Consider the following 12421-nt stretch of genomic DNA (forward strand, 5'->3'; position numbering starts at 1 on the left):
ATGCGGACGCATGTCGGTACGTTACTGGTCAAGTAACAAGTTTGTGGTCACGTGGCGTGCAGCGGCGTCTTACCGTGCCTTTTTCGCTTAGCCTTGCTTGTGAAACTTGCATTGATAATAGAGTGATGCAAGCGAGGTTAAGCGAGCGTCTTATTGTTGTTTGTAAAGTTGTCATGTTTGACAGCTTTTTGAACATAGTCCGTTATTAGGTGTTGTTTCAAGCGTTTTTTGATAATTTTATTTTGTTGGCTTAACTCTTTGATTTTTTAGTATTTTTATTTCTTATAGTGCTGTTTTTGCTAAGTTGGTGAAGTACTGCACGATGTTAGTGATTTTTAATTTTTTCTTTTAAAACATAGCGTTGTATTAGTTTAATTTGAATATAAAACTTTTTTTCGCATCTTTTTGGTGCGTATTTTCTTTAAATAGCTACGCTTATTAATGGCTTTGAAGAGCTACAAGGCGAATAACAACAATCACGCTAAAAGTAAGTGTATGTCTGCCTAGTAAGTCAGCTTTTTGATCAATGGGTTAGTGTTTGTGCTTTTGGTTTAGGCACGCTTATTGCTCTTAGAAGACTGGAATCGTGAATATAATGGGCAACAGCACTGCTGAGGAGACTATATGACTGGCTCAACATCCCGAATGGTGGACAGAGAGGGGTTAATTGAACTCGACGTAGGCACAGACGTAGGTGATAGCCCTCGTTTTAATAAAGATATTGCACCCACTCAGGCGATTGAGCGAACTTGGAGCAAATGGAACATTGCTGCACTTTGGGTGGGTATGTCGATTTGTGTACCTACCTACACGCTGGGGGGGGTGTTAACCGCCTACTTTGGCCTTAGTGTTGGTGAGGCGCTTTTTGCCATTTTGTTAGCCAACGTGATCGTATTGATCCCGCTCACCCTAAACGCCTTTCCAGGCACTAAATTTGGGATTCCCTTTCCTGTTGTACTGCGATCATCGTTCGGTATTTTAGGTTCTAACGTGCCTTGCTTGGTGCGTGCTCTAGTTGGCTGCGGCTGGTTTGGTATTCAAACTATGTTTGGTGGCTTGGCTATTCATCTTCTGTTATCCGAACTGGTTCCCGCTTGGGCTGCGCTGGGGGGAGTAGGTGAGGTGATTGGCTTTTTTGTATTCGGCGCAACGAATCTCCTAGTGGTCATTCGTGGGGCAGAGTCGATTAAGTGGCTGGAAACCTTAGCGGCGCCATTGTTGCTCGCCGTGGGGATTGGGTTAATGACGTGGGCGTGGCCGCACATGTCGATGACTGAGCTATTAGCGCAACCGCCCTCGCGCCCAGAAGGAGCTTCGGTATATGGCTACTTCTTTGCGGGCTTAACCGCTATGGTGGGTTTTTGGGCGACGTTGTCGCTGAACATTCCCGATTTCAGCCGGTTCGCTAAAAGCCAAAAAGATCAAATTGTTGGCCAAGTGATTGGGTTGCCGCTGACAATGTTCTTCTTTGCAGCGTTGGGCGTTGTATTAACCGCGGCGTCAGAGTCGCTGGTGGGGCAAACGGTTGCTGACCCGGTGCGTTTGATTGGCTATATCGAAAGCCCTTTCTGGGTAGTGCTTGCCATGTTGCTAATCATTATTGCCACGATTTCTACTAATACCGCCTCGAATATTGTTTCTCCCACGAATGACTTCCAGAATATTGCCCCGAAGCTGATTAACCAAACCCGCGGCGTCCTTATGACAGGGGCCGTGGGTGTTTTACTGATGGGCTATGATCTTTTGCAAAAGGCGGGACTCATCGCTCAAGGCGTATCTCTTGAACAGATGTATTCAAACTGGCTGCTAGGTTACTCCAGCCTGCTTGGCCCCATCGCAGGGATCATGGCTGTGGACTATTTTCTAATTAAAAAGCAGCGTTTAGATGTGCCTAGTCTATATATGGATAACCATGCTTATCCTGCGGTGAATATAGCGGGCTTTATCGCGTTCGGCGTGCCGGTGGCGCTTACGCTAATATCGCTACTAACCGGCACCATGAACTGGTTCTATGACTATGGCTGGTTTACAGGGTCCGCGCTCGGTGCGATTGTTTATTATGTCGCAAGCCACGTTTTAACATCGTCTTCCCAGGTAGGACCCGCGCCTCACTTGGCCAGTGAGACGGCAAAACAGCCATAAACTCACTACATATAAACATCGCCAATGATCGAAGCTCGGCCAAGTGCCGAGCTTTGATATTTTTTGCTTGGCATAAACTGGTGATTTATTTTGTGCCTTTCACAAATCCTAAAAATGCATCCACCACCCGGTTGGGGCGGCGGTCATGGCGAGTGATTAGAACAAACGGAATCCGGTAGCGCTGGGTGGCCGGGTGAATGACGCGCATCTTTTCTGCGTTAACCCATTGAGCGGCTACGTGTTCTGGAAGAAAGCCGATAAAGCGTCCAGTGAGAATCAAAAACGCGGCACCTTCCCGATCAGAAGCCGATGCTTGTAGATTTAACCCATCATGCGCTTTACGTGCATCGCTAGGGAGTGGGTAGCGAGGTGTTATCGCTGGGTAAGCAGCTATCTGCTCAGCCGTCAGCGCTTCATCGATTTCACTAAACAAGGGGTGGCCGGCAGCACAGTAAAGAAACGAAGGCTCATCGTACAATAAGTGCGTTTCTAAGCTGGTAGGTAAATTAACCGCGGGCACCACACCGACATGCAAGTGTCCATCCATCACGCTCCGAATAACGGCATCCGAAGGCTCCATGTGAATATTAACGGTGACTTCATGGCTTGGCGCTGTCAGCTCGGCGAGCGCATGGGTAACATGCATAGCGGGCAAGGTGACCAAGTTATCGGTGATGCCGATATTCAGTTCGCCCTTGATGGTATGATGCAGTGCATTTACATCGCTTTTAAAGGCTTCTAGCGCGGTCAGTAGCGTTAAACCCGCTTGGTAAATCTCTTTGCCTTCTTCGGTTAAACTAAACCCGCCTCGGCCACGCTGGCATAGCGAAAAGCCTAGCCTGCCTTCTAAATCATTCATGTGCTGGCTAATGGCTGAGCGACTGATGCCTAGAGCGGTTTCTGCGGCGGTGAAACCACCACATTCCACCACCGTTTTAAAAATACGCACTAAGCGCACTTCGTAGTCACTCATTTGGCCTAAAGATGCCATGGCAGCCTCTTGTTAAGTAAAATAACGACTTTTATGAGCATTTTTGCTGAAAATTGATATACATCAAACACAAGCCAAGCCACTATCTAGAGCCGCTTACGAGGAGCCGCTGTGGTGTATCTTTCAACGTTCTTTTTATACTGTATCAGGTGTGCTGCGGGATACCTGAATAAGGCCTACGTATAATGCTGCTACCTCGCAGTGATCGAGTAACTAAAAAAAGTCAGGTATTACCTGACTTTCGGCGTCAAAAGCGGCGAGTTATTACGATCTATATTTTGTCGTTATGTATGATGATTACGCTGTTTGGCTGGTTGCTTAAAGGCCAGTATCACCAGGAAGTCAATGCGGCTGAATCCCGTGTGATTGCCCGTGCGAATGTGGTGTCAGAATGGGTAAAAGGCATGTTCGGGCAAAGCAGCCAAGGCTTGTTTAGTCTGGCCGAGCTGCTAGATATTCACCAAACAGGCTCTTCAGGGCTAGACAGCTTAGAGGCTGATCGTGCGAGTGCCGTTCAGAGAGCGCTAGACAATCTTACTGAGTACGTACCGCTGATCGATAGTGTCGGAGTGTTGGACGCCCAAGGGCGTCTACGTTTAAGCAGTGACGATAATCGTCATGTTGGGGAGGAGTTTGGCAACAGCGCTTTTTTCCGTACCTTTAAGCAAGGTGGCCAAGACGAAATGATGACGCCGCTTATTTGGTCGGCGAGCAAGCAGCGTTTCTTTCTTTATCATGGCCAGCGTTTAGTGAATGACCGAGGTGATTTCGCTGGTGTGATTATGTCTCGCATCATGCCGCATATCCTGGACGATGCGCTGAAGCAAATGCGTGTGTACGAAGGTGAAAGCATGGCACTGATAGATGAACATCTAAAAGTGGTTGCTCGGCACCCACCTCCCCATGAAGGAGTAACCATTGGTAGCCAAATTAATGCACCTGACACGCAGCAGTGGTTAGACAGCGAAAACCTTTCTCGGACGCTAACCACGATCTCACCTCTTGACGGGAGTAACCGCTTATTCCACATGCAACGGATTAGCGAATATCCGGTGTTTGTTGTGGTGGGCGTTGACCTTCACACGCTGATGACGGGATGGCGTCAGCGCTTGCTGGTATTATTGTTGGTCGTTGGTTTGATTACGCTGTTGGGGGCCTGGGGCGTTCGCCACTACCTAAACCGTCTCACGTTAGCTTATCAGCTGCATGAGCGAATAAAAGAACGAGAGCTAGCACGGGCGGAAGCGCAAGCGCGTGGGGCACGTATGGATGCCTTAGTCCACTCGATCCAGGATTTGATTTTTGTATTTGATGTGGAAGGGCGCTTTAGCTATATCCATGCAGTTGCCCCTGAGCAGTTACTTATTAATAGCCAAGATGCGCTGGGAAAGCACTTTTCACATGTCCTACCTGTTCCCTTAGCCCGCGCATTTGCCGCCGTTTTTGAAAGAGTGCAGCAGTTTCATCAAGTAGAAAGGTTTGAATATCCACTGACCATTGACGCACAGCCACACCATTTTCATGCCACCGTAAGCCCGCTAATAAGTAGTGCCGGACAATTTGAGGGAGTGTTATCGGTGAATCGTGATATTACCGAAGCGAAGCGCGCAGAAGTAGAACTACAGATTGCTGCGGCCGCTTTCCAGGCGCACCTAGGTATCATGGTGGCGGATGCGCGGGGAAATATTTTAAAAGTTAATGATACGTTTAAGCGCATAACGGGCTATAGCGATGCCGAGGTGATCGGTAAGAACCCTCGCATGTTTAGCTCGGGTCACCATAACGCAGCGTTTTATCGCCGTTTGTGGAAACGGGTAATAACCACAGGAAGTTGGGAAGGAGAAATCTGGAATCAGCGTAAAAACGGTGAGCTGTTCCCTGAGTGGCTGACAATCAGCGCTGTCTACGATGCTGACGGCATGCTCACTAACTACGTTGCTACTATGAGTGATATCAGTGAGCGCAAAGCCGCTGAGCAAGAGATCCATCAGCTAGCGTTTTACGATCCATTAACGGGCTTTGCAAATCGGCGCCTGTTTATGGACAGGATGGAGGCCGCCTTAAAAGAGCTAAACCGCCACCAGCGCTGCGGGGCGTTATTGGTGGTCGATATTGACCGTTTCAACCATATTAACGATACCTTGGGGCACCTCGCCGGCGATCAGTTGCTGCAACGGGTTGCCCAGCGATTTGGCCAAATGTTGCGCGATACCGATACATTGGCTCGCCTGGGTAGTGACGAATTCGCAGTGCTTGTTGAGGGCGTCGATGGAAGTCCTCGTCAGACGCGGCGCTTAGCAGAACATATTGCCCAGAAACTTCTCGTCGCGCTTGATGAGCCGATTAGTTTTGCTGAAGAGCACGTCATGGTGACCGCATGCATTGGGATTACTATCGTATCCGATAGTCAGCGAAGCGCCGAGGACTACCTTCAGCAGGTCGACATGGCTTTATTACAAGCGAAAGCGAGTGGGCGTCGTGCCATACGCTTTTTTGATCCTTCGATGCAGGCAACGCTGCTTGCACGGGTTAAGCTTGAAGCCGATTTGCGTCAGGCATTGGAGAGTCATCATTGGCGCCTCTATTACCAGCCTCAGGTTAATCGCTTCGGCCACTTTACGGGGGTTGAGGCACTGCTGCGCTGGCAGCATCCAGAGCGTGGAATGGTCTCACCTGGGGAGTTTATTCCGTTATTAGAAAGTACCGGGCTAATTAATGAGGTCGGTGAGTGGGTCATTGAAGATGCGTGTCGCCAGTTAGCCTGTTGGGCCGCAATGCCACATCTGCGTGAACTGACGATTTCTGTGAATATTAGCCCACTGCAGTTTCGCGATAGCGATTTTTTATCTCGCTTACAGCAGATTTTTATTCGTACAAAAGCACCGCTCGAACGCCTCAAGTTAGAAGTTACTGAGTCGCTGTTTGTGGAAGCGCGAGACGATGCTCGTGACAAAATGCTTAGCCTGAAAGCCCAAGGTGTACGTTTTTCTCTGGATGATTTTGGAACCGGCTATTCATCGCTGGCGTATCTTGCGCAGTTGCCGCTTGATCAGCTAAAGATTGACCAGTCATTTGTCCATCAAGTGTTAGAGAGCAGTGCCAATGCGGCCATTGTGGAAAGTACGATCGCTCTGGCGAAAAGCTTAAATCTTGATGTTATTGCCGAAGGGGTAGAAACAGAGGACCAAAAAGCATGGTTGTTGGCTCATGGCTGCCATGCTTTCCAAGGCTATTTATTTGGTCGCCCTATGCCAGTAGACGCTATTGAGGAAGCGTTCTTGGCTCAGCCCTCTTAGCTCTGGGAAAACATTAGCCCAGCAGCGCTCCTGATGATTGCAGTTCTGTCAGTAAATTCGTGTGGGTATCGGCGTCATTGTCAGCGGTAATCACCTCAAGCCGCGAATCCTGTCGCCAAGCGCTGCTTCCGACACTAAGTGCTCCATCGGCTCGATTAAGCTGCTTCCAGCCCTGCTCGGTATGAAAGACGCCTTTTACTCGTGCAGATGAGGGAAGCTCACCTAAGTGGGCGGCCAAATAATCAAGATCAAAGCGTTCACTGGGGTGCCAGCGAAGGCCTGTGCTGGTGTATCCAAGGGAGCTGGCGGTCTTTTGTTGAGGTTGGCCAAGCGGAGGAGCAACATCAAAAAAAGCGCCTTCCAACGTGAGGGGTGCTGTTATTTGACGATGTGTATCAGGAATGGTCGCATCGTCGTGGGCGCTGGTTTGGCCGCTGTCCATCAGCAGTGATAGTGGCATCGTGCCATGTTCAATGCGGTGAACCCACTTTCGTGGTGGCCAGAGCTTCGTCACAAACTGCTGTGCTTGTTCGTGTTGTTCGACGCTTGCCTGCTCACCCATAGTGATGGCGATGGCATCGGCCATCGCCAACTGGTCTTGAAAGGTCTCGTGTTTACGGACTCTGGGCTCATCTAGACGGCGCGGATCTAGGGTGGCAATAATATCGTGCACGGCCACCACATCTTGAAAGGCTTCGCCGCGTAGCAAGTCGAGTAAGCCAGCGGGATGGCCTAGCCCTGATGGTTCAATAATGACGCGGTCTGGCTTGTTGCGGGCGAGTAAGTTGACCAACGCAGCCTGTAGCACAAAGGCCAGCTGGCAACATAAACAGCCACCAGGTAGCCCTTTGACGACGACATCGTTGCGCTGTTCAAACATCGCTTGGTCAATGCCAATCTGGCCAAACTCATTGACTAAAATGGCCCATTTTTCATCCACAGGCTTTTGCTCAATTAGGCTGTGGATAAGCGTGGTTTTACCGCTGCCGAGAAAGCCAGTAATGATATGCACAGGCACGCGAGTGGCTGACAACGTTTAACCCCCTGTCATATTCATAAAACGCACCACCTGGACATCGCCGTCGGTAGTGAAGTGATGGCGCTCGGGTTTGAGCGGTAAGGCGTTAATAATGGCCGTTTTCAATGCCTGCATATTGCCGGGATGCCGACGTAATACGGCACGTAAATCGACGGAGTGTTCATTGCCCAAGCAGAGCAGCAGACGGCCTTCAACGGTTACCCGCACGCGGTTGCAGCTATCGCAAAAGTTGTGGCTGTGGGGCGAAATAAAACCGACACGACTGTCGCTGTCAGCCATTTTAAAATAGCGCGAAGGCCCAGGTGTGGTTTCCGTTGACGGCATGAGTGGGTAACGTGTCTCGATCAGCGCTTGAACGTCGTCACTAGAGTAAAAGGTTTCGGCCCGGGAGTGATCAGACACATCGCCCAGCGGCATCTCTTCGATAAAGCTGATATCCAGCCCTTCATCGCGAGCGAAAGCGACGAGGTCCAGCACTTCATCATCATTGCGCCCCTTTAAAATCACAGCGTTAAGCTTGATGCGTTTAAAGCCCGCTTCTTTAGCGGCGTGAATGCCGTCAATCACTTTCGCTAACTCACCTGTCCGAGTCAGCTGTTTGAAGCGTTCGGGATCAAGGGAGTCGAGACTGATATTGAGCCTGCGCAGCCCCCCTTGATAGAGTCGTTCAGCGTGTTTACGTAGGCTCGCGCCGTTCGTGGTCATGGTGAAGTCGTTGAGCCCCGGCAGCGCGCCAATGTCGTCCACGAGCTGCTCAATGCCTTTACGCACTAGCGGTTCGCCACCGGTTAAGCGGATTTTCTCAACGCCTAGTTCGGTAAACGCCTGAGCCACCATGGCAAGTTCTTCCAGCGTAAGCACCTGAGCTCTTGGCAGGAAGGTCATCTCTTCGCTCATGCAGTAAACGCAGCGAAAGTCACAGCGATCCGTCACGGAAATGCGTACATAACTGACACGGCGGCCGAAATCATCAATGAGTTTTTCAGCAATTGGTTGTTTGGTCATTGCCACCTCGTCAGTGGTTGGATGCAGACTGCGTCGCCTGGCTGGGCGCCTGCTTGATCATCACCTAGTTCAATCAGACAGTTAGCAGCTACCATCGAGGTTAAAATCCCAGACCCCTGCGCTCCAGTGCTACGTACCTGTAACACGCCGTGAGCATCGCTTGAATAAATGCCACGTATAAAATCGGTGCGCTTTAGGCGACTTTTTAGCGGCGTTTGGGTAATGGCTGTTAAACGCCTCGGTGGAACGGGGGGTTGTTTTTGTAAACGTTCCAATAATGGCACCACGAATTGACTAAAGGTTACCATGACCGCGACGGGGTTGCCGGGTAAGCCTACAAATGGTTTGCGCGATTCACCCAGCCAGCCGCAGGCCATGGGGCGTCCTGGGCGCAGAGCCACACGCCAAAAAGCTAATTGGCCTAATGTTTCCAACGCTTCCTTTGTGTAATCGGCGTGGCCGACAGAAACGCCGCCACTGGTAATGACTAAATCACACTGCCTAGCCGCGCTAGCTAGGGCGTTTTGAATGATGCTGGGGTCATCAGGCAAAATGCCTAAATCAGCCACTTCGGCACCCTGTTCGTTGAGCAAGCCCATCAATGTAAAACGGTTGGTATCGTAAACGCCCGCACTGGGCAGCGCTTCGCCAGGAGGCGTGACCTCATTTCCAGTGGAGAAAATAGCCACCTTCGGGCGCTTGAAAACGCAGACCTCACCATAGCCCAATGATGCTATTAACCCCAAACAGGCGGCATCTAGCCGTGTGCCGGCTACCAGAGCTACCTCGCCTATCGCAATATCTTCTCCCGCTTGGCGCACATGCTGGCCATGGCTAACTCGGTCGGGGGTATCGATGGTGGCATTACCGCCATGCTCGATAAGCTGCTCACGCATGATGACGGTGTCGGTGCCCGACGGTAAGGGGGCACCGGTGGTAATACGCACACATTGGCCGAGAGGCACGGCGCCCTCAAACGCCTGTCCGGCAAAGGCTTCGCCTACAATCGTCCATTTGGTTTGATGAGGTTGCTGATCCGGCCACGCCAGGGCAATACCATCCATGGCTGAATTGGTGTTCTGTGGCACGTTAATTGGCGCGGTGATATCAGTGGCTAGCCGTCTGCCATAGGCTTGGCTAAGTGGTGCGGATTCTACCGCAACGGGCTGCTCAACCAAGGTCAACAGCGCTTCCCGTGCGGCGTCAACGCTGAGCATTTGCTCACCAAGTTCGAAGCATGACAGGCTCATGTCGCTTCCTTCGAGGTAGGGCCCTTAGAAACAGCGCTTAGGGCTAGCTCCAAGCGGGATTTTTCTTCCTCGGTATTGAGATTGGCAAACGTTTCCGGACAATCCGACATATCTACTTTGCACCACGAATGGCGGGCGTACCAACGGTCGATTTTACGCTCGCCCTCAGCCAACGCGTTCGCCAGGTCGTCGGCAAGCGAAGTGCGCAGCAGCGCGACGACTGGGTGCAAGCGCTCGCCGTCAAACGCAACCGCGATATCGTGCTCGCCACTCTGTGTGGTGATGCCCGTTACCATTCGCGCCACTAGGTCATTGGGGAGGGCAGGAGAATCGCAGGGAGCAACCAGTAGCCAGGGCGTTTTAGCGGCGCGTAGCCCACTGTAAATGCCCATCAGCGGGCCTTTAAAACCGCCTTCAGCATCCTCAATAACTCGTGTTGCAAACATCGCATAGGCATCAGTGTTGCGATTGGCGTTGATCAATAGTTCGGCCACATGGCCATCAAGACGTTTAGCCACATGGGCAACCAGTGGTAGCCCAGCGAATGGTTCAAGGCCTTTGTCCCGTCCTCCCATGCGGCGGCCTTCACCACCCGCGAGAATCATGCCAGTGAGGGTTTGAGGTGTGATCATATACCGGCCTCCTTAGACGTACGCGCGCTGGGTGGTTTGGCTGGAATGGCATCTAACGTTAGGCGGTTAGCCGTATTAATCGCCTGGAAGCTTTTGCCTTTCGCCCGAGCAATCAGCATCACGCCGAAGCGTTCTGCCAGCTCTACGCCTTTTTGGGTCACCCCGGAACGTGAAACCAGCACGCTGATACCCATTTGCGCCACTTTCAACACCATTTCGGAGGTCAGGCGGCCAGTAGTATAGAAAATATCAGCACTGCTGCTCTCGGCCTGATTGAGCCACTGGTGGCCTGCCAATGTATCCACCGCATTGTGACGTCCGACATCTTCAACAAAGTCGAGCACGCGGCTCTGATGGCACAGTGCACAACCGTGCACTGCTCCCGCGCTGCGGTAGGTTTCGTTATAGGTATTCAAATTGGTTAGCAACTGATAGAGCGTCGACTGGGCAAGCGGTGTCTCAGGTAATTCAGAGAGCGATGTTTGTTCGAGTAATTTGCCAAATACGGTGCCTTGACCGCAACCCGTGGTGACGGTGCGGGTACTCAGTCTATTATCTAAATCGTCGGGTAAATAGTCGGTGACAACAGCGGCGGCTTCCACCTCCCAGTCCACTTGTACCACCAATAGGTCTTCTGCACGACGCAGTAATCCTTGGTTACGTAGGTAGCCCACGACAAGCGCTTCAGGGTCGTCGCCCAGCGTCATTAGCGTGACAATTTCGCGCTTATTGAGATAAACCGTTAGCGCGCGCTCTGCGGCGATGGCCTGGTGGCGAGTGTCACCGTAAGCATCCATCACATCGATTGTCGTCGTGGCCGGTAAGTGGGCTCGGCTTAGCTGAAGGGCGGGCATCCGCAATCCTCGTTGGAACCTAATGAAGAACCATGTAACGCATACATGTAACTTATAATAGTTGAGTAAAACACTCTGAGTTGACGATGATGGCGCTCAAAAGGCTTACTTGTCTACCCGTTCAAGGTCTAAGGTGGTCTATCCGTATGAGTGATAATCTGCGCTCTTTGAGCATTACCTTGGTGGCAGAACCCAAGCAGGTGAGAGGCTTCACCTTAACGCAATGGCGTATCGCTGAGCTTACACCAGGTGAGCAGGGTGACTATGTGCTTAGCCTTCAGCTTTATATGACTGAGCGTGCTGCCTACCGCTTTAACCTCACCTCGGCAACGCCCCGTTTGTTTGTTCGCGCTGGTTTTACCGGCCAAGCACCTAAGCCTGACGCTATCACCGCAAGCCAAGATGTTGCGGCGGGCTGGCTTGATGGTGAGCAGCAGGTGCTTGAAGCGCCAATGCCAATGGCGATTCAAGTATGGCTGGAAAGCTATTTGGCACGCCATGGTGAAGCACCGCCAGAAAGGCGTAAAAAGAAACATAAGGGAGCTGGTCGCGCTAAAGAAACCCCGACCAAGGAGCAGCCCCAGTGAGCCGACTTGAACGCTGGTCACGTAAAAAACGTGGCGTTGAAAGCGATGAGGCAGACGCAGGGTTAGATACCCCCCCCATCGGCAATGCAGAGTCAGAGATAGAGGCCGGCGCGTTGAGCGCTACTGCCAGTGATGAGGAGTCGTTGGATGTAGAGGCTACCGTTGAGGACCTGCCACCCCTTCCTGGTAGTTTGGATCACACCTTACCTGACCCCGACTACCTACCAGCAGGCAGTGATTTCAGCGCTTTCATGGCGCCAGGTGTTAGCGCTGCACTACGCCGACGTGCCCTGAAACGGCTATGGGCCACCGGTAACTACAACGTACGCGATGGCTTGGATGACTACGATGCTGATTATCGTCAGCAGCTAAAGCCTATGACCACTGAACTGGCAGGCAAACTGCGCCGCTGGGCAAATAAAGCAGAAGAGGCGTTAGAACGACCAGCAGAAACAGATGATGAGGGCAGCATGGATGAAAGTATTTCTACCCCATCGAAAGATGTTAGTACCTGTACAAGCGATGGCAGTGTTGTACAAAAAGCGCCACTAGACGACCAGTCTGATTCATCTGATGACGATGTAGACGAATGTATAAAAAAGAAATAATTCTATTATAAACAACA

10 protein-coding genes are annotated in these 12421 nt (G+C 51.3%); 4 read left to right on the forward strand and 6 right to left on the reverse strand.

The genetic code is table 11. The features are described from left to right. The first annotated feature begins 624 nt into the window (after positions 1-624). Positions 625-2142, forward strand: coding sequence for an NCS1 family nucleobase:cation symporter-1 (locus L1X57_RS07930; RefSeq protein WP_009722881.1), 1518 nt, complete (start codon positions 625-627; stop codon positions 2140-2142). A gap of 85 nt (positions 2143-2227) precedes the next feature. Here the strand turns inward: L1X57_RS07930 and L1X57_RS07935 are convergent, their stop codons facing one another. After that, positions 2228-3133: a LysR family transcriptional regulator gene (locus L1X57_RS07935; RefSeq protein ID WP_009722880.1), complete on the reverse strand. Its 906-nt coding sequence runs from the start codon at positions 3131-3133 to the stop codon at positions 2228-2230. Positions 3134-3318: 185 nt separating this feature from the next. On the opposite strand from L1X57_RS07935, the gene L1X57_RS07940 reads away from it, so the two are divergent. Then, positions 3319-6429, forward strand: coding sequence for a bifunctional diguanylate cyclase/phosphodiesterase (locus tag L1X57_RS07940; protein ID WP_009722879.1), 3111 nt, complete (start codon positions 3319-3321; stop codon positions 6427-6429). Positions 6430-6442: 13 nt separating this feature from the next. On the opposite strand, the gene L1X57_RS07945 is transcribed toward L1X57_RS07940, so the two are convergent. Genes L1X57_RS07945 through L1X57_RS07965 form a run of 5 tightly spaced genes read right to left on the reverse strand, consistent with a single transcriptional unit; the run spans position 6443 to position 11209 of the window. After that, positions 6443-7462: a CobW family GTP-binding protein gene (locus L1X57_RS07945; protein ID WP_009722878.1), complete on the reverse strand. Its 1020-nt coding sequence runs from the start codon at positions 7460-7462 to the stop codon at positions 6443-6445. 3 nt (positions 7463-7465) lie between these two features. Next, on the reverse strand, positions 7466-8473 hold the full coding sequence (moaA, locus tag L1X57_RS07950; RefSeq protein WP_009722877.1) for a GTP 3',8-cyclase MoaA: 1008 nt from the start codon (positions 8471-8473) through the stop codon (positions 7466-7468). Continuing rightward, positions 8470-9723 carry a molybdopterin molybdotransferase MoeA gene (gene moeA, locus L1X57_RS07955; RefSeq protein ID WP_009722876.1) on the reverse strand — a complete coding sequence of 418 codons (1254 nt, stop codon included), beginning with the start codon at positions 9721-9723 and terminating at the stop codon, positions 8470-8472. Before moeA ends, moaA begins: the two co-directional genes overlap by 4 nt. Next, complete coding sequence (gene mobA / locus L1X57_RS07960) at positions 9720-10355, reverse strand: molybdenum cofactor guanylyltransferase MobA (protein WP_009722875.1); 636 nt, start codon at positions 10353-10355, stop codon at positions 9720-9722. The genes moeA and mobA overlap by 4 nt, the downstream gene beginning before the upstream one ends. After that, positions 10352-11209 carry a formate dehydrogenase accessory sulfurtransferase FdhD gene (locus L1X57_RS07965; RefSeq protein ID WP_009722874.1) on the reverse strand — a complete coding sequence of 286 codons (858 nt, stop codon included), beginning with the start codon at positions 11207-11209 and terminating at the stop codon, positions 10352-10354. The genes mobA and L1X57_RS07965 overlap by 4 nt, the downstream gene beginning before the upstream one ends. 146 nt (positions 11210-11355) lie before the next feature. Here L1X57_RS07965 and L1X57_RS07970 point away from each other — a divergent pair, with 146 nt between their 5' ends. Both L1X57_RS07970 and L1X57_RS07975 read left to right on the forward strand, forming a co-directional pair. Beyond that, positions 11356-11796 carry a DUF3305 domain-containing protein gene (locus tag L1X57_RS07970; RefSeq protein WP_009722873.1) on the forward strand — a complete coding sequence of 147 codons (441 nt, stop codon included), beginning with the start codon at positions 11356-11358 and terminating at the stop codon, positions 11794-11796. Next, positions 11793-12404: a DUF3306 domain-containing protein gene (locus L1X57_RS07975; protein WP_009722872.1), complete on the forward strand. Its 612-nt coding sequence runs from the start codon at positions 11793-11795 to the stop codon at positions 12402-12404. Before L1X57_RS07970 ends, L1X57_RS07975 begins: the two co-directional genes overlap by 4 nt. Positions 12405-12421: the final 17 nt, after the last annotated feature.

The sequence above is a fragment of the Halomonas sp. TD01 genome (assembly GCF_923868895.1).
Classification (GTDB): Bacteria; Pseudomonadota; Gammaproteobacteria; order Pseudomonadales; family Halomonadaceae; genus Vreelandella.

Excerpts from the sequence above, each read along its gene's own strand:
- L1X57_RS07930 (WP_009722881.1), top strand. The coding sequence starts at position 625 with ATGACTGGCTCAACATCCCGAATGGTGGACAGAGAGGGGTTAATTGAA.
- L1X57_RS07935 (WP_009722880.1), bottom strand. The coding sequence starts at position 3,133 with ATGGCATCTTTAGGCCAAATGAGTGACTACGAAGTGCGCTTAGTGCGT.
- L1X57_RS07940 (WP_009722879.1), top strand. The coding sequence starts at position 3,319 with ATGCTGCTACCTCGCAGTGATCGAGTAACTAAAAAAAGTCAGGTATTA.
- moaA (WP_009722877.1), bottom strand. The coding sequence starts at position 8,473 with ATGACCAAACAACCAATTGCTGAAAAACTCATTGATGATTTCGGCCGC.
- moeA (WP_009722876.1), bottom strand. The coding sequence starts at position 9,723 with ATGAGCCTGTCATGCTTCGAACTTGGTGAGCAAATGCTCAGCGTTGAC.
- mobA (WP_009722875.1), bottom strand. The coding sequence starts at position 10,355 with ATGATCACACCTCAAACCCTCACTGGCATGATTCTCGCGGGTGGTGAA.
- L1X57_RS07965 (WP_009722874.1), bottom strand. The coding sequence starts at position 11,209 with ATGCCCGCCCTTCAGCTAAGCCGAGCCCACTTACCGGCCACGACGACA.
- L1X57_RS07970 (WP_009722873.1), top strand. The coding sequence starts at position 11,356 with ATGAGTGATAATCTGCGCTCTTTGAGCATTACCTTGGTGGCAGAACCC.